Raw genomic sequence first — 17,269 nt, 5'->3', positions numbered from 1 at the left:
GACCCGGGATCGAAAGGAAACGTGACCTTCTCGGCGACAATTCGGCAGGGGCGCGCATTTCGTTCGATCCGTTCCATCCGAGGTGGCGGGGCTAGTCGGGCACGATTCCCAATCCGCGCAGGATCGGCAGGCGCTGCTCGATCGCGGTGTGCACGACGTTGCGCACGGTATCGTGCTTTTCCGGTATTACATCGGCACTCAACATCTCGATCCATCGATCGGCCTTGTCCTCGCGTTCGCCGCTCAGCAGCCGGCCGGTGATGAACTGCAGGAGAGGCGGTGCCGTCATCCCCGTGCCAAGGCGCCCCGAGGCCAGGCCGCCGGCCGTCTTGGCGTCGACGATCGAACTCACGCGCGAGCCGAAGACGCGATTGAGGCGGTTCGCCGATTCGGGCTGCTTCCCATCTGCATGCGGGGCGATCTGGCACTGATGCGATCCAACCAGCATGCTCAACAGCTCGGCAGGGTTCTTCCCGCCCCCCAGCGCCAGCAGCTCGCCGATCATCGTCGGGCCGTGCATCGCAGCCACCATCATGTCCTTCAGGGCATCGCTCACCTCGGCCATGCCGGCCGGCACGCGGACCTTTGTCTGGAGCTCGCCCGGGCTGACAATCGGCACGACCATCAGGCGGCGCATGGCCGCGTCGCGCGCCTCGTTGCTGAGGCGCCGGGCGCCGCGCACGAAAACGTCGTGCCGGAGCTGCCGCGGCAGGCACATGTCCTTGATCAGCTCGCGCATCAAGGGGTCGGTGTAGCGGTTCATCACCTCGCGTTGTTCCGGCGTGAGCATAAGTTCCGGAAAGTTTTCCATCGGATTTGCCGATGACACCCAGTCGAGCTTGGCTTCGGCGAATGCCGCGACGACATCCGCGTGGAAGACCGGCGCCCAATGAGCGCTCATGTATTCGTGCGAAAGATATTCGGTGGACATCGCGACCGTCGTGTCGAGAAGGTCGCGCGTGAGGCTGCTCTCCGTGAGGTACTTGCTCTCGACCGACTTGAGGTCGCGGGCCAGCCCAAGCCCGGCCTGGGCCTGGGCGTCGCTGCGGCCACCCGACCGGATACCCGCTTCGTAGATCAGCCTCTGCATGCCGAGCGCGCCCTGCCAGGCCGGCAGCGCGTTGTAGCTCACATGGACAATGCCGCCGGGTCTAGTCTTGGACGCGAGGAGCTCGACGATGCCGGCACGGACCTCTTTGCTCACCCACGACCACAGGCCGTGCATGGAGACGAAATCGGCCTGCGGAATGATGTCAGCCTGGGCGCTGGTCGCCAGCTGCGCGAGATCCGCTTCGATGAAGCGGATATTGTCGAGGCGCGCGGTGCGGGCGAGCCCGGCGCCGATCGCGATATGGGCGGGATTGTAGTCGACGGCCGTTACCTGCCAGCCCGGATTGGACGCGGCGGTGAGGAGGGCGCCGATGCCGATGCCGCAGCCCAGCTCAAGATAGGTGGCGGCATCGTCTTGCTCGGGTAGGTCGGCCGCGACGTTGCCGAACAGACAGGCCAGCGCCAGGCGCGCCGGCGACTGCTGGACATAGAAGCCTTCGATATAGGCGATGTCGGCGACGTAGCCGCTACTCCAGGATGCGTTCATGTACGTCCTTCGACAATCTCGCTGTCGAACAAGGCATCGCCAGCATCAGACTTCCGTTGCGTGGCCTGCGATGTCGGCAGCCAGGTGTTCCAGCCCAGCAGAGGCCGGCCGTTGCCCGACTTCGGCTCCGTCGGCAAGGTAAGCGCCAACGCCGGTACCGCGTCACGGGCCAGCACAGGATTGACGGCGAAGCCAACCTCGAAGCCCACATAGGCCCGCACCAGCGCGATCAGCTCGCGCAGCAACGGCTGGTCCGGCAGCAGACGCTCGAAGTAGGCAAGGTCCAGCGGTCCGATGCGCAGCGTAATGCGCGCCTGCTGGTCCCAGGCCCGCACGCCTACCGCCGCATCGACGCTCAACTGGCAGAATCCGCCGGGTGACAGGCCGACGCCGAGCCGGGTTCGCTGCTCTACCGGCAGAGCCAGCCACGCGCCGGCGAATTGATCGACCTTGACCGGTTGTCCCAGCCAGTCGGAGGCCAGCGCCTCGAGCCGGTCGGTCGAGCGAGGATGGACCGAGAAAAACCCCGCATAGTGGCGCAACGCGGCCGGTCCCGCGAGCAGGCGATCGGCAAGGTGCGGCGTGCCGTAGCCGGTCAGGGACAGCAGCGATTCCGCCACCGGATCGGTGCGCTCCGGGCCCGCCGCCAAGGCGCCGACATCGGCGGCACGGTGGGGACGGTACTTTGCCCCGGCTGCAGCGAACGCCGCGACCATGCGATGCGAGATCAGGTCGAGGAAGCGCGTAAGGGAGAAGGCGCGGGAACGCTGATCGGCTACCACAGCGTCGGTGTAGTACCGCGGCAGGACTCCGGTTGGACCGGTCAGGCCGACGACACCCACGGCGACCAGCGGCTCGGCGATCCCGGCCTCGGTCTGAACCCGCGTGACTTCTGCCGGCAGGTAGGACGATCCGCTCGCGCTAGTGAAGCGCGCAACCGCCGCCGGATCAGCGCGTCGACGCAGGAACGTAAGCACTCGCACCGCCGCGTCGAATGTGAAGCGTTGCGGCTGCTCCTGCAGGCGTCCCATGGGGGCCCCGCGGCGCTCGGAGCGGCGGAGTCTTATCATAGCAGAACCTGGCTGCCGGCCCGCGGTGGCCAGCTCGCGGCAACGCCGGGACGTCCCCGCAGCACGGCCTGGGTACGCACGAACGAATTTACGGTCGCGTGCAGCGCCAGGAAACGGTCGAGCACCGACGCCAGCACGAACAATCCGCCGGTCGCCCAGGCTTGGTCGTCGAACGTCAGCGTCACGTCGAGGCCGCGGCAGAAGCCGCCGCTGCGCGCGCCGGGGCCGCGCAATCCGGGGACGCGGGCGGTGCCGGGCCGGGAGGTGACGCTGAGCAGAGCCCGGATCGCCATCCGCGATTCGGTGGACTCGCGGCAATCGTAGAGCCGCAACACCTCGCGCAGCGCTTCAGCGGCACCCTCGCCGCCGACGACGCTCAGGTGGCCCAGCGATAGGTGGGAAATCAGCCGCCAGAAACCCCGCTCCCGGACCGGCATGCGCAATGTAGGCGTTGGCGCGGTCAGGCAGGTGAGGCCGAGCACGGCTGCGGCGCCTTCGACCAGCCTGAGCGCCGGACGACCGCCGCCGAACGGCAGTGCTGCCGGCAGGTCGCGATTGCAGCACAGCACGTCGACCGACAGCACGCTGCCGCCCTCGCGCTCGGGATCGAAACCGGCATCGTGTGGCAGCAGGAAGACTTCGGTGCCGCGATAGTCGGCCGTCGTCTCGCGCCGCGCGGTGCCGTAGAAGCCGCCGCCTTCGTCCGGCGACTCCTCGCGATGTCGCGTCAAGCGGTGGAAGGGCTCCCACCGCCTGAACTCGCCGTCCGGCAGGCTCTCGCGCACGCGCTCGACGGACCACACTTCGAGGTTGGCGGGCCGCCGTACGTCCGGTTCGATACGATACTCGATGGCGGTGTGGTCCAGCGAGATCGGCTCGCAGCGGTGGGGGAAGAGATTGACGATCGGCGTGCAGCCGAGTGCCAGACTGCTTGCCTGTACGGTGCGCTCGAGATCCGGAATCGCCCGATCGAGATAGACGAAGATGTCCATGCGGTTGCCGGCCGAGACCAGGGTCTTGGCATCGAGCCGGCAGATGTCGATGAACTGGAACTTTTCGCGCGCGGCGAAATATTCGCTGAGCAGCCGGAATCCAGAGAACGACCGCGCCGGCCAGGGGAACAGCGCTTCCTCGGGCGCGAAGCCCACCGCCTGCAATGTTTCCGGTGGCAGGATCACCGGGCTGGTGTCGGTTACATCATCGGCCAGGGCGACCGAAATGGTATGGGCCAGCAGCAACTCGAGGAGTTGTGCGCCGTGCTCGCCGACCAGGAAGACCCGCAGCCGATCGAGGCCGATCTCCGTGAACGTCATGGTCGGGTTGCTGCAGCGCAGGCTGATGCGCAGGCAGGCGACCGCCGCGGCGGCCGCGGGATTGGGGGGCGCTGCCAGCGGCATGCCCGACAGTCGCACGGCGTCGATCTCGACGGGCCACAGGGTGAGGGGATAGGCGGTTCGAAACTGGCAGGCCTCGCCGCCCACCGGCTCGGATTCGATCGCGAGGCCGGCGGGCAGATGGGCGGCGCCCGGCAACTCCGGGCTGGCCAGAAACCGCGTAATCGCCACCGAAGGCATGGGCGCGAGATAGTGAGGGTAGAGCACCGAGAGCAGGCCATCGGTGAGTTCCGGAAACTCGTCATCGAGCCGGTGCTGAACGCGCGCGCCGAGGAAGGCCACGCCTTCGAGCAGGCGACCGACATGCGGATCGTCGACCGTATCCTTCGTCAGCCGCAAACGGCCCGCGATCTTGGGGTGCCGTTCGGCGAACTCACCGGCAAGGACCCGCAGGGCCTCCAGTTCCCGGTTGAAGTAGGCGAGCAGGGAGTCGGACGCCAACTATGCCTCCTGTTCGAGAACCGTCACGTTCTTGTCGAGGAGGTTGACGACCGTGTCGAATGCGATCGGCTGGGGTGCCGGCTCGGCATGCAAGAGAGCATCGATGCGCAGCCGCAATGTGCCGCTGACCCTGTCGGCCGCCGCCTCGACCAGGGTGACCTTGAGATTGACGATGCGCGGCTCGAAACGCCGGATGCAGGCTTCAATCAGGCGGCACAACTCATCGCGACGGCGCGGCTCATTGAAGGCGCCGGAAGCGAAATCGGGCAGGCCAAAACCGGCCAGCGAGCGTTCGAGCTGGGCCAGGCGCGGATCCCAGGAGCGCCACTTCCGGCGGGTGTTGAGGAGTTCCTCCAGGTCGCGGCAGATGCTGACGCGGACCACATCCATCGCGGCCGACGCCGACAGCGGTGTGTCGATCTGCTGGGACGGGTCGGCATCGATCAATCGGTCGAGCAGGGGAAGCTGCGCGCGGCGGGACGATGTCCCCGCCAGGGTGTCGGCCTCACGCCTGCGGTTTTCGCTCACGATGCCACCTCGAAGGCGATACTGTCGATCTCGAGCCAGGTGAGCGCATCGTCACCGACCATGATGGTCACGGCGCCGAGGCCCACGGTCGGGCCGCCGTCGCCCGCCGGCTGCCAATCGGTGGCGCGCCCCAGCCTCAAGGCGTCGGTCATGGTCGTCGCCGCACTCTTGGCTGGCGGGTAGATCACCGGAACATACACGTCGCCATCGGGACCGCTGGCGACCTGAATGGTCGCCCTCCGCAAGAACAGGTCGCGCGGCCGCTTCGGCGCGTGAAACTCCAGCGTCAGCACGCGCTCCGGTGCGATCCAGAAATACTTGCCTGTCGTTGTGATGACCTCGAAGCAGGAGGCCAGCAGGTCGTCGGCGTCGCGCATATCGTCGAAGGGCAAACCGCGCGCGACGCCGGTGGGGTGGGGGCGATCCTGCTCCGCCTGGGCGACGAGCCTGGCCGCCTCGGCGGCATCGCCGTTGCGCAGGGCGACGATCGCCGCCAGCGACGAGCGCTGGGCGGCCGTGGGCTCGCCGAGGAATTCCGGTACCCGGCCGTCGCTGAACAGCTGGCTTCTGGCCAGCGCGCCGCGCAGGAGCTGGCGGAACTCCGCAACGACGATGGCGGTCGCCGGTTCGAGTTCTGCGGCGGCGTCCAGAAGGACGTCGGCCCGGTCGAAGTTGCCGGAGAAAGCGAGCAGCTCGGCGAGGAGAACGCGGCTGCGGATGTCCGTCGGCGCACGCTTCACCGCCGCCGTGGCCGCGGTCAGCGCGTCGGCAAGATTGCCTTCTCGGAACAGGCGGCTGGCGTCGCCCGTATTCGCGGAATCTGCGGAAGAGAACGACATCGATCCTCCTGAGCGGTTGCGTCTTCAGACGCCGGGAGCCGCGAGTTCGGTAACGAGGTGGAAGGCGGCGGAGACATCGTCGAGCTGATAGTGCGGACGCAGGTGCATGGTGCAGCCGAAAACTCCAGGCTTCTCGAGGCGCTCGCGCACCTGCACGCTGCCTTCGATCAGGGGGAAGCGCGCGCGCGACTCGCCGGTGCTGTTGATGTTGGTGTTGACGTATCCCTGCAGCCAGGCGTTGAGCTGGCGTTCGATCTCATCGGAAGTGCGGAAGGCGCCAACCATGTCGCGCCCCATCACCTTGAGGAGGTGCGCGAACCGTGCTGCGCAGAGCATCGAATTGACCTGGGCGGACAGCCGGGCGTTGCCATCCGCGGCAGCGGCATTGGTGCCGACATGGGTTGCCGGCGCCTGCATGCTGCGCGATGCGCCGAACACCAGCTCGGGCCCGAACGGCAGGATGCCCACCGGCAGCAAGCCGGCGTCGACCAGCGCATGTTCCTGGCGGAAGCTGAACTGGTATTCGATGGCTCTGCGCGGCCAGGCATCGGGTGGGCCGCTGCCGAACGGCTCGGCGGGGAGATCCGTGACGAGTCCGCCGCCGACACGGTCGATCTCTGCGCCACGCACGTCGGCCGGCCAGTTGTTTTCGGCGAAGGCGCGGACGGCGCAGGCGGCGAAAGCATAGCCGGCGCTCATCCAGACCCGGCTGCCTGCTGTCGGAGCATGCTCGCTGTAGCGGAAGCGATCCAGCCGGCCGGGATCGTCCGTCCACGGACGGCGCGCCAGCAGGCGCGGCAGAGTGATCGCCACGAAGCGCATGTCGGGGCGGGTCGAGAGACTGCGCCAGCGCAGGTGATCAGGACCTCTCAAGGGCGCAGTCACGTCGCGCACACCTTCCAGGTCGGAGTAGGTGTCGACGTCCAATACGCTCGGATCGAGCGAGAGGACTGTCGGCATGAAGGCAGCGGCGGCGACGGCGGAGAGCTGGGCTAGTCCGCCCACATCGTCGGTCGTCGCGCCGGCAGCCGCGCGATGCCTGATGGCATGATCGATGACCATCAAGCCGTAGGGCTCGCCGCCGGGCGTGCCGAACTCTTCCTCATAGATCCGGCGGAAGGTGATGCTCTGGTCGAACTCCAGTGCGCGCTCGAAGTCGCGACAAAGCTCGGCCCAGGAGACCGGCAGCAACCGCACCTTGACGCGCCGACCGGGCTCGATGCCGGAGATCAGCCAGAAGAGGCCGCGCCAGCGTCCTTCCAGCGCGAGAAAACGAGGATGGTGCAGCACCGCGTCGAGCTGATCGCCGATGACGGCATCGATTTCGGCGATGTCCCGATCGAGCGCCGCGCGCAGCCGATCGCCGCCCTTGGTCAGGAGCCCGCTCAGCATCCCGCCGAACCACGTCTCCAATGTGCCGAAGCCCGGAGGGCCATGGAGGAATGCGGCGAGCTCGCTGCCGGCCTCGGCATGCCGCTGGGAAAAGAACTGCCCAGCCAACACTTGTTCACGCAGGGGCCGACGCCGCGGAGGCGGCGCGTCAGGCAACGCTGCTACCGTTGGTTCCTCACCCATCTATGGCGCTCCAGCCAGTCTTGGTGGCAGGTGCCAGGCCAAGGGACGGCGCGGTCAGGCCTTCTGGGGAATGCTTGCAACCATGCGCAGGCTCGTGGTCAGTTCCTCCATCTGCAGCCAGGGACGCAGATAGGCGATTGCGTTGTATGAGCCGGGCTTGCCCGGGATTTCCTTCACTTCAACCCGTGCCTCGCGCAACGGGAAGCGGGCCTTCATGTCCTGGCCGGCATCGACGTTGGGATTGACGTAGTTCTGGATCCAGCGATTGAGCCACGTCTCGACGTTGCTGGCTTCCATGAAGCTGCCGATCTTGTCGCGTGCCATGACCTTCAGATAGTGGGCGAACCGGCTGGTCGCCATGATGTAGGGAAGGCGGGCCGAAATGGCTGCATTGGCCGTGGCCTCGGGGCGGTCGTACTTCTTCGGCTTCTGCGCCGTCTGGCCGCCGAAGAACACCGCATAGTCCGTGTTCTTGTAGTGGCACAGCGGCAGAAAGCCCTGGTTCGAGAGTTCGAACTCGCGCCGGTCGGTGATGCCGATTTCAGCGGGACATTTGGCGTCAAGGTCACCATCGTCCGACGTGAAGACGTGGGTCGGCAGGTTCTCCACCTTGCCGCCGCCTTCGGCACCACGAATGGCCGTGCAGAAGCCGGTGCGGGCGAATGCATCGGTGAGGCGGGCACCCATGACGTAGGCTGCGCTGGACCAGCAATAGGAATCATGGTCCATCGCCAGCGCCTTGCCGCGGCTGTCGATCGGGGCTTCCTCGTAATCGAACTCGTCGAGAGGCTTGGTCGCTTTCCCGTAGGGCAGACGTGCGATGACGCGCGGCATGACGAGATTGACGAAGCGGGCGTCTTCGCTCTCGCGAAAGGCCCGCCACTTCGCGAATTCGACCGTGTCGAAGATCTTGGCAAGGTCGCGCGGCCTGGACAGTTCGGTCCATGATTCGAAGCCGAACATGCCGGCGCCTGCCGCCGTGACGAACGGTGCAAATGCACCGGCAGCGATATTCGACATCAATCGCAGCGTCTCGATGTCGTCCGGATGGTTATTCCATTCGTAGTCGCCGATCAACGCGCCATAAGGCTCACCGCCGGGCGTACCAAACTCGTTTTCGTAGATCTTCTTGAAAAGCTGGCTCTGGTCGAACTCGATCGCGCGGCTGAGGTCGCGGTTGAGCTCGCGCTTGCTCATGTTCAGCACACGAAGCTTCAGCGCGGTGCCCGTCTCCGAGTTCTGGACCAGGTAATGCAGTCCGCGCCAGCTTCCTTCGAGCTTCAGAAACTTCGGGTCGTGCATGATCGCATTGAGCTGCTCGGACAATTTGGCGTCGATCGCCTTGACGGCCTTGTCGAACGTCTGCGTGAGATTGCGATCGAACGTGACGGTGCCCGCCAACGCCTGCTCGACAAGAGTCTTGACGAGGTCCTGGGCACGATCGGGTTCGGTCTGCTTGGTGTTGCTGATGATCTGGTCGAGCAAGCCCGGCGGCGGCTGTGTCTCCGTCGTCGCACCAGCGGCTTGAGGAGCGCTCTTTGCGTCGGCCATCTGCCTATCCCTCCGACTTCTTCATGCCGAGCTCGCCCGACAGCGTCTTGAGTTCGTCTTCCGAGCGCAGCACCTGCTCGAGCAGGCTCTCGAGCTCTTCCGAACGATCGGCTTTGCTCATCAGGTCGCGCAGCTTTTCGCGAGTCTCCAGAAGTGCCGCCAGCGCCGGAACCTGCCTGGCGACCTGTACGGGATCGAAGTCGTCCATCGACTTGAATTTGAGATCGACGCTCATTTGCGTGCCGTCGTCGGCGAGTTTGTTGTCGACCTTGAGCTTGAGTCCGGGCGTCATGCTGGCCATGACGTCGTTGAAATTATCACGGTCGATCTGCGTGAACTTGCGATCTCCGAGCGGCTTGAGCGGCGCTGTCGGATCACCTGAGAAGTCGCCCATGATGCCGACGACGAAGGGCAGCTCGCGCTGGATCTCGGCCCCTTCGGTTTCGACGTCGTACGTAATGTGCACTCGGGGTTTGCGCACACGATTCAACTTGTCGTGTATACTGGAGCTCATCGCATAAACCCTCCTTCTGTCAGACTACTCTGGATGGGCGGACCCGTCCACGGCCCGCTGATCCGGGCCTCGCATCGTGCGGGCAGCCGGGCCGACCGATCGCCTGCTGGACATGGCAAAGCACCGTCGGCAGCATATGCGTCGCCAGGCGTGTTCGAAGGCCGTGCAGCCCTTCATGTCTGGCAGTCCCATACGCCGGCGCGATCGTCTTGACCGGCCAGTCCCACGGGTGCCCCAGCCGATGATTCCCGAACTCGAGACGGCCGACTTCGAAGCGATACTGGCCCCCTTGGCCGGCGACCAGCCGACGGGCGTCGATCTTCGGCAGGATTTCGCGCCGACCTCCGTCTATTTTCGCCTGCGCGATGCCCGGGCGCAGGCGCGCGACGCCGAGCGGCAGGCTGATTCGCTGGGGGGCGACGACAGCCCGCCGACGCTTTGGCGTCCCGTGGTGAAGCTTGCGATCGAAGCTCTGAAGGCAAACGCCAAAGATCTGGAGGTCGCCACCTGGCTGACGGAAGGCCTGGTAAGGATCGCCGGACCGCAAGGTCTCATGGCGGGAGCCTCGGTCATCGCCGGGCTCGTCGAGCGCTATTGGGATGGCCTGTACCCGCTGCCGGAGGAAGACGACATGGAGCCCCGCGTCGCCGCCGTCGCCGGCCTCTCGGGGCAGGGCATCGACGGTACGTTGATGCAGCCCTTGCGAAAGATCACGCTGTTTCGTCGATCCGACGGGTCTGCCTTCAGCGTCTGGCAATACCAGGCGGCCGTCGAGCTCTCCGGCATCACGGATCCGGTGCGACGTGCCCAGCGGATCGACTCCGGCGTGCTGCCGTTCGAGGAGGTCGAGAAGGAAGCACAGCTTGCCGGCGCCGCGCATTGGTCGGCGCAGCGTGACGCGATCGCGAAGGCCCTGACATCGTGGAGAGAGATGGAGCGCGCCTTCGACGAAAAAGCCGGGCAGGCAAGCCCTCCGGCCAATCGGGTGCGCGAACTCCTCGAATTCGTGCTGGAAACCTGCAGCCGATTTGCGCCGGCCGACGGAATTCAGGAATCTGCCTTGGCAGGAGCAGCGGAGGGATCTGTGACGCTGGCCGGCGGCGCGGTGGCCGGCGGCTCGGTGGCTGGCGTGGCGCCGGGCGCCATCAACGGACGCGAGCAGGCGCTGCGTCAGCTTACCGAGATCGCCGGCTGGTTCATGCGCAACGAGCCCGGCTCGCCGATCGGCTTTACCCTCGACGAAGCCGTGCGAAGAGCCCGCCTGGGCTGGCCGGAACTCATTGCGGAACTCGTTGCCGACGAGACAGCACGCCATTCGCTGCTGACCAGCGTCGGCCTCAAGCCGCCGCCCGGCGAATCCTGACATTGAAAGGACAATCGCCGGTGCCAGGATTGGCACCGGCTTATACCGACGCATGACGCCGATCGGCCGGCCTCAGCTGGCCTTCATCGCCAGCAGATCGTACGACACGACATCGCCCTTCTTGATCTGACCGGACTTGTCGAGCGGCGTAGGCGTTACCATGACCTTGAGGAAATTCAGCGAGAGACTCTCCATGGGGTTGTCTCCGCCCGAGCTGAGCGAGTAGCTGCTGACGCCACAATCCGAAAGCTCGAAGGTCAGGAACGTTTCGGTCTTATTCTTGGTGGTCGTGTTCATCTTGATGTCGACCTTGGTGTCGAACGTCCCCGCCACGGAGTCCTGGTAGAGCTTGGCGGAGGCCTTGTCGAAATGTTTGGTAACGACGATTTCGCTGACGTTCGGGGCGGAGCTTTCCCGGGTGTTGCCGCCGGCACCGCTCGAGACGGCTCGGCCGACGCCGTACTGGAACGAATTCAGTTCGATCCAGTTCTTGTAGCCGTCAGTGGTCACGTCACCGTCAATGCTGCCGAACTTCATGTAGATAGGCATTGTCGACCTCCGTTGAAAAGCCGCTCAGGAACAGGAACGCCCTTTTGCGGTTAGTTAATGGCAAAGAAAAACAACCCATCCGTACTTAGGCTTGCCCTGACCCTGCTTATCGATTGGCCGTCCGCTAGGCGGGCCAGCACTTCGGCGGACAACTCGGGAAGAAGGGTGCGTGTCAGGATGTTCTCGACATTTCGGGCGCCCGAGCTGCTTTCTGTGCAGCGCGCAGCGATCGCGTCGGCCAGCTCCGGCGTCCACTCAAACGTCGCGCGGTAGCTGTCCCGCACCCGTGTGCGAATCCTTTCGAGTTGCATCGCCACGATCTGGCGTATGATCGTGATCGGTAGCGGGAAATACGGGACCAGGGTCACGCGTCCGAGGAAAGCCGGCTTGAAGAACTTTGTCAGTTCGGGCCGTAGCGCGTCGGCGAGCCCTGCCGCATCCGGCGCCGTGTCAGGGTCCGCGAACAGCTTGTTGATCAGGTCCGTGCCGGCGTTGCTCGTCATGATGATGACGGTGTTCTTGAAGTCGATGTCGCGGCCTTCGCCGTCCTTCATGTTCCCCTTGTCGAAGACGGAATAGAAAACGTCCTGGACGCCAGGATGGGCCTTCTCCATCTCGTCGAGAAGCACCACGCTGTACGGACGCCGCCGAACGGCCTCCGTGAGGACGCCGCCCTCGCCGTAGCCGACATAGCCGGGCGGGCTGCCCATCAGCAGGCTGACTTTGTGCTCCTCCTTGAATTCCGCCATGTTGATCGTCGTGGCGTTCTGCTCACCGCCGTAGAGAAGCTGAGCGAGGGTGAGAGCGGTTTCGGTCTTGCCGACGCCCGAGGTGCCGACGAACAGGAACACGCCGACCGGCCGCCTGGGATCGGTCAATCCCGCGCGGCTAGTGCGGATCGATTGAGCGACGGCCTCCAGCGCATGGCTTTGCCCGACGACGCGGCGTTCCATCGCCTCGCGAAGATTGAGCACCGTGCGAATCTCGTTCGCCTGCATGCGGCGGGCCGGGATGCCGGTCCACGCCTCGACGATTGCTGCGATCGCCTGGCCGTCGACCACTGGAAAGATCAGGGGCTGCTCGCCTTGCAGTGCGCGCAGGCGAGCGACGTGTTCGCCCAGTCCGGCGCGAAGGGCCTGGGTGTCGCTGCCCCCATCGCCATCGGCGGCCGAGTTCGTGGTCGCTATCGCGGCATCGATCTTGGAACGCACGGCGTCGATCTGCGCCACCAGGGCACGCTCGGCCTCCCAGCGCTCCTTCAGTTTTGCCAACTCGTCGCTGATGCTCTGCTGTTCGGCCGACAGGTCGGCGCGCCGAGCGGCATGGTCTGTCCCCGCGGCCGTCTCGCGCTCTATGATCCTCAGCTCAGTGTCGATGAGACCGAGCCGCCGCTCGCAATCGTCGATCGGTGCGGGCATTGCGTTCTGGCTCATCGACACGCGCGCACAAGCGGTATCGAGGAGGCTGACGGCCTTGTCCGGCAACTGACGGGCGGGAATATAGCGCGCCGAAAGCCTCACCGCATCGCTGACTGCCTCGTCGAGGATGCGTACCTTGTGATGGCTTTCGAGGACGGACACCAGGCCGCGAAGCATGGCCGTGGCAATCTTCTCGCTCGGTTCTTCTACCTTTACCGGCTGGAAGCGACGCGTCAGCGCGGCGTCCTTTTCGAAGTATTTCTTGTACTCCGCCCAGGTCGTCGCCGCGATCGTGCGCAGCTCGCCGCGTGCCAGCGCCGGCTTGAGGAGATTGGCGGCATCGTTCTGACCGGCCTGGCCGCCGGCACCAATCAGTGTATGAGCTTCGTCAATGAAGAGAATGATGGGCTTGGGACTGGCCTTGGTCTCGTCGATCACCGACTTGAGGCGATTCTCGAATTCGCCCTTTACGCCCGCGCCGGCCTGCAACAGCCCGAGATCGAGCACGCGCAGAGTCACGTCTCGGAGTGCCGGCGGAACGTCGCCGGACGCCACGCGGAGCGCGAATCCTTCGACGACAGCCGTCTTGCCCACGCCTGCTTCGCCCGTGAGGATCGGGTTGTTCTGCCGCCGACGCGTGAGGATGTCGATCATCTGCCGGATTTCGGCGTCGCGACCGAGAATGGGATCGATCTTGCCGGCCTTGGCCTGCGCCGTGAGATCGATCGTGAACTGGTCGAGTGCCGCCGAGCTCCCTGGCCGAGTCTCGCCCGCGCCGGTGCCTGCGCCCTCCGAGCCGACGGCCTGTGTCGTCGCCTGCGCCGTCTCGGCCGTGTTCGCGCAGATCGTCGAATACTCGGCCTTTAACGAATCCGGCGAAATGGCGGCCAGGTATCCCGACGAGGCAATAGCGCGTCGCGCGAGCATGTCGTCGGCAAGCAATGCCCAAAGCAGGTGTCCGGAACGCACTCGATTGGCGCCCTGCTCCACGGAAGCCAGCAGCCAGCCCTGCTTCACGATCTCGACGATATCGGGCGAGAGCGCGGGAGCGCGCGCATTTCCCGTCTTCATGCGATCGAGCGATCTGGTGAGGTCCGCGAGCAAGCGCGCGGGATCGATTTCCCAGCGTCGCAGGATCGCCGAAAGGTCCGTGTCCGCCCGTTCGATCAGGGCGATCAGGAAGTGCTCGATCTCCACATTGTAATGCGCTCGAAGGGCTGTCGCGCCCGCCGCCCCCTCGAGGGCCCGACGGCATATGTCATTCAGACGTCCGATCAGCGGTTTCAGCTCTATAGGTCGCACGTCGTTTTCGAATCCTCTGGGCACATCACGATGGACCACCGGTGCCGCATGAATCGCGCAACTATCTGGGAGCGAAGTGTGCTCGACAAGCAGATTCGCCGCATGAGCACGCGTGCCCTTTTTTCAGTCACATTTTGATCACAAAAAGAACACAACAAGCGAAGGAGGTTATGGTTCCTGCAGCATGTGATTGGGCCTTAAGGTTGACGCTCCATTAGCGCAACGCTTACTCTGAGTGGCGCTGAACGCCCTTGGGGTCATGCAGGAAATGGCGGCCGAGACAAAGGCAGACGCCCCGAACGAAATGCGCGGTACGTTGCCGGTAGGATCTCGGCTGCGAAACTATGAATTGTTGTCGGTCCTCGGGCACGGCGGTTTCGGGATTACCTACTACGCCAAGGATATGACCCTTGGCCGCGAAGTGGCGATAAAGGAATATCTGCCGACGACTTTGGCTTTGCGCGAGAACGGAACGACGGTCGTTCCCCGGTCGACGCAGTTCGCCGAGGACTTCATCTGGGGGCGCGAGCGGTTTCTCGAAGAGGCCCGCATTCTGGCAACCCTCGAGGGCGCTCCGGCCGTTGTTCGCGTCTATGATTTCCTCGAGGCCAACGGAACGGCCTACATGGTCATGGGGTTGGCGCGTGGCGACACCCTCGAGCAGCGTCTTCAGAGCGAGGGCAAGCTGCCGGCGGCAATCGTCCAACGCCTGCTGCACTGCCTGCTTGATGGTCTCGAGGCGGTTCACAGATCCGGTTTCCTGCATCGCGATGTCAAGCCGGCAAACATCGTCATCGACGTCGGCAATAATCCCATATTGATCGATTTTGGCGCGTCGCGTTCCTCGATGGCCGATCGCACCGCGGCTATGACCGCGGTCTTCACGCCCCGCTATGCCGCGGCCGAGCAACTTACGTCCGACAGGCAGGGCCCCTGGACCGATATCTACAGTCTATCCGCCACGCTTTATCACGCGATCACGGGCAAGGCGCCGCCGAGTTCCTTGGAACGAGCGCTGAACGACGGCTACCAACCGCTGACGGCGCTCGATCTCACGGGTTATTCGCAGGATACCCTCCGCGGACTGGACGCCGGCATGGCGTTGCGTTCCAAGGATCGGCCCCAGTCGATCGAGGCTTGGCGCCAGATTTTGTTCCCGGTCGCTGCGCCGGGAGGCGATGAAACCGTCTTCGAAAGGCCAAAGCCCGGCGTGCGTCTCTTGCCGCCTGGCGGCCGGTTGCCAGTCGTGGAGCCGACGCCAGTCGCGGACTCGCAACCGATCACGGGTCGGCCAGAGATCGCGGATCGGCCGGCGGCGGCAATGCGGGCCAACACGTCGGCCTCGCCACTTGCCTCGTTCAAGGCAGCCATCGCCGGCATGAACAAGCTTGTGCTGCTGGGAGGAGTGTCGGCGGCCATCCTGGCTGTCGCGGGTGGCGCCTATCTGATGTTCCCGACGCAATCGTTTCAACGGCCCGTGATTCAGCCGCAGGATGGCAGAAGCCGCGAAGACGCTGCCCAGACGGGCCCGGAAGCCAAGGCGGACGCCGACGAAAAGCAGAAGGCAGAAGCCCGGGCACTTGCCGAAGCCAGGCAGAGGGCGGAGGCCGAAGCAAAAGCGGACGCCGAGGCAAGGGAAAGGGCAGAGGCCGCGGCTAAGCAGAAGGCTGATAACGAGACCATGCGAAAGGCGGAGGCGGAAGCCAGGGCAAAAGCGGACGCCGAGGCCAAGGCAATGGCGGAGGCCGAGGCCGAGCGAAAAGCCGAGGCGGACGCCAAGGCAAAGGCGGATGCAGAGGCCAAGGCAATGGCGGAGGCCATAGCCAAGCGAAAGGCCGAGGCGGAAGCCAGGGCAAAGGCGGACGCGGAGACCAGGGCACTGGCGGATGCCGAGGCCAGGCGAAAGGCTGAGGCGGAAGCCAGGGCGAAAGCGGACGCGGAGGCCAAGGCGATGGCGGATGCCGAGGCCAGGCGAAGGGCTGAGGCGGAAGCCAAGGCAAAGGCCGACGCCGAGGCCAAGGCAATGGCGGAGGCCATAGCCAGGCGAAAGGCTGAGGCGGAAGCCAAGGCAAAAGCGGACGCGGAGGCTAAGGCACTGGCGGATGCCGAGGCCAGGCGAAGGGCTGAGGCGGACGCCAAGGCAAAGGCCGACGCCGAGGCCAAGGCAATGGCGGAGGCCATAGCCAGGCGAAAGGCTGAGGCGGAAGCCAGGGCAAAAGCGGACGCGGAGGCTAAGGCACTGGCGGATGCCGAGGCCAGGCGAAGAGCTGAGGCGGAAGCCAAGGCAAAGGCCGACGCCGAGGCCAAGGCAATGGCGGAGGCCATAGCCAGGCGAAAGGCTGAGGCGGAAGCCAAGGCAAAAGCGGACGCGGAGGCTAAGGCGCTGGCGGATGCCGAGGCCAGGCGAAGGGCTGAGGCGGACGCCAAGGCAAAGGCCGACGCCGAGGCCAAGGCAATGGCGGAGGCCGTAGCCAAGCGAAAGGCCGAGGCGGAAGCTAAGGCAAAGGCGGATGCAGAGACCAGGGCAGAGGCCGAAGCCAAGCAAATGGCCGATGCGGACGCGAAGGCAAAGGCCGACGTCGAGGCCCGTCAGAAGGCAAAAGACGATGCGGCCAGCCGGAAGGCAGCGGAGACGGCAGAGACTGCATTGAGGCTTTCACAACTCGAACGTCAGCGGCTTCAGGTGGCCCTGACCTCGCTCGGCTTTGATACGCAGGGCGCGGACGGTGTTTTCGGACCACGCTCCCGCGAGATGGTCCTTGCATGGCAAAAGGCGCGCAACCAACAGGCAACGGGATTTCTGACGGCGGCGCAACAGCAGGCTTTGCTGAGCGAGGCTGCACCGGCCATCGCGAAATATGACGACGATCTCAGGAAGGCTGATGCCGCCGCGAAAGCGCGCGCCAGCGCCGCGCCATCTCCCGTGGCGCCCGCGGCCGCCACACCGTCGCGGTCGAATTATTCAGGTGGCATCACGTGCCAGGATTCATCAGGCCGCCGCATGGACTTCCCCGGCGCGACCTCCTGCCCGTGGGGGCTCAGTCCGGCGCGCTGAGCGCTGCGGATGCTCCATGCTGCACGATTGCTGGCCAGGAAAACCTATGTGATTGTCGGCACGCTGTTGCTGG

The 17,269-nt window shown here is 65.3% G+C and carries 12 protein-coding genes; 2 read left to right on the top strand and 10 right to left on the bottom strand.

Annotated features, from left to right (window positions below):
- Positions 1 to 91: 91 nt before the first annotated feature.
- The 8 genes from ACQY8M_RS00510 to tssB all read right to left on the bottom strand — a co-directional run bounded on the left by ACQY8M_RS00510 (position 92) and on the right by tssB (position 9,509).
- The gene (locus ACQY8M_RS00510; RefSeq protein WP_428668452.1) at positions 92 to 1,597 is read right to left on the bottom strand and encodes a class I SAM-dependent methyltransferase; all 1,506 of its coding nucleotides are present in this window, start codon (positions 1,595 to 1,597) and stop codon (positions 92 to 94) included.
- Positions 1,594 to 2,628 (bottom strand): type VI secretion system baseplate subunit TssG, encoded by a 1,035-nt coding sequence (gene tssG, locus ACQY8M_RS00505; protein ID WP_428668450.1) that lies wholly within the window; start codon positions 2,626 to 2,628, stop codon positions 1,594 to 1,596. Before tssG ends, ACQY8M_RS00510 begins: the two co-directional genes overlap by 4 nt.
- 35 nt (positions 2,629 to 2,663) lie before the next feature.
- Entirely contained in the window at positions 2,664 to 4,502 is a 1,839-nt protein-coding gene (gene tssF, locus ACQY8M_RS00500) for a type VI secretion system baseplate subunit TssF (protein WP_428668448.1), read from the bottom strand.
- Positions 4,503 to 5,030 carry a type VI secretion system baseplate subunit TssE gene (gene tssE, locus ACQY8M_RS00495; protein WP_428668446.1) on the bottom strand — a complete coding sequence of 176 codons (528 nt, stop codon included), beginning with the start codon at positions 5,028 to 5,030 and terminating at the stop codon, positions 4,503 to 4,505. It lies immediately after the preceding gene.
- A complete protein-coding gene (locus ACQY8M_RS00490; protein ID WP_428668444.1) occupies positions 5,027 to 5,869 on the bottom strand; it encodes a type VI secretion system accessory protein TagJ in 843 nt (280 codons plus the stop codon). The genes tssE and ACQY8M_RS00490 overlap by 4 nt, the downstream gene beginning before the upstream one ends.
- Before the next feature lie 24 nt (positions 5,870 to 5,893).
- Entirely contained in the window at positions 5,894 to 7,369 is a 1,476-nt protein-coding gene (gene tssC / locus ACQY8M_RS00485) for a type VI secretion system contractile sheath large subunit (RefSeq protein WP_428668442.1), read from the bottom strand.
- A gap of 129 nt (positions 7,370 to 7,498) precedes the next feature.
- A complete protein-coding gene (tssC, locus tag ACQY8M_RS00480) occupies positions 7,499 to 8,995 on the bottom strand; it encodes a type VI secretion system contractile sheath large subunit (protein WP_428668440.1) in 1,497 nt (498 codons plus the stop codon).
- A 4-nt stretch (positions 8,996 to 8,999) separates the two neighbouring features.
- Positions 9,000 to 9,509 carry a type VI secretion system contractile sheath small subunit gene (gene tssB, locus ACQY8M_RS00475; RefSeq protein ID WP_428668438.1) on the bottom strand — a complete coding sequence of 170 codons (510 nt, stop codon included), beginning with the start codon at positions 9,507 to 9,509 and terminating at the stop codon, positions 9,000 to 9,002.
- A 241-nt stretch (positions 9,510 to 9,750) separates the two neighbouring features.
- Here tssB and tssA point away from each other — a divergent pair, with 241 nt between their 5' ends.
- Positions 9,751 to 10,872 (top strand): type VI secretion system protein TssA, encoded by a 1,122-nt coding sequence (gene tssA / locus ACQY8M_RS00470; RefSeq protein WP_428668436.1) that lies wholly within the window; start codon positions 9,751 to 9,753, stop codon positions 10,870 to 10,872.
- 72 nt (positions 10,873 to 10,944) lie between these two features.
- On the opposite strand, the gene ACQY8M_RS00465 is transcribed toward tssA, so the two are convergent.
- Together ACQY8M_RS00465 and tssH are read right to left on the bottom strand one after the other, a co-directional pair.
- Positions 10,945 to 11,421 carry an Hcp family type VI secretion system effector gene (locus ACQY8M_RS00465; protein WP_428668434.1) on the bottom strand — a complete coding sequence of 159 codons (477 nt, stop codon included), beginning with the start codon at positions 11,419 to 11,421 and terminating at the stop codon, positions 10,945 to 10,947.
- Between the two features lie 50 nt (positions 11,422 to 11,471).
- A complete protein-coding gene (tssH, locus tag ACQY8M_RS00460; protein WP_428675606.1) occupies positions 11,472 to 14,141 on the bottom strand; it encodes a type VI secretion system ATPase TssH in 2,670 nt (889 codons plus the stop codon).
- A gap of 235 nt (positions 14,142 to 14,376) precedes the next feature.
- Here tssH and ACQY8M_RS00455 point away from each other — a divergent pair, with 235 nt between their 5' ends.
- A complete protein-coding gene (locus tag ACQY8M_RS00455) occupies positions 14,377 to 17,196 on the top strand; it encodes a protein kinase domain-containing protein (RefSeq protein ID WP_428668432.1) in 2,820 nt (939 codons plus the stop codon).
- The last annotated feature ends 73 nt before the right edge of the window (positions 17,197 to 17,269 follow it).

Source organism: Reyranella sp. (assembly GCF_965279465.1).
GTDB lineage: Bacteria > Pseudomonadota > Alphaproteobacteria > Reyranellales > Reyranellaceae > Reyranella.
This window is presented reverse-complemented; position numbering and strand designations above follow the sequence as displayed.

What these genes read in the sequence shown, in the direction of transcription:
- ACQY8M_RS00510 (WP_428668452.1), bottom strand. Translation starts at nt 1,597, where the DNA reads ATGAACGCATCCTGGAGTAGCGGCTACGTCGCCGACATCGCCTATATC.
- ACQY8M_RS00465 (WP_428668434.1), bottom strand. Translation starts at nt 11,421, where the DNA reads ATGCCTATCTACATGAAGTTCGGCAGCATTGACGGTGACGTGACCACT.
- tssA (WP_428668436.1), top strand. Translation starts at nt 9,751, where the DNA reads ATGATTCCCGAACTCGAGACGGCCGACTTCGAAGCGATACTGGCCCCC.
- tssB (WP_428668438.1), bottom strand. Translation starts at nt 9,509, where the DNA reads ATGAGCTCCAGTATACACGACAAGTTGAATCGTGTGCGCAAACCCCGA.
- tssC (WP_428668440.1), bottom strand. Translation starts at nt 8,995, where the DNA reads ATGGCCGACGCAAAGAGCGCTCCTCAAGCCGCTGGTGCGACGACGGAG.
- tssG (WP_428668450.1), bottom strand. Translation starts at nt 2,628, where the DNA reads ATGGGACGCCTGCAGGAGCAGCCGCAACGCTTCACATTCGACGCGGCG.
- ACQY8M_RS00490 (WP_428668444.1), bottom strand. Translation starts at nt 5,869, where the DNA reads ATGTCGTTCTCTTCCGCAGATTCCGCGAATACGGGCGACGCCAGCCGC.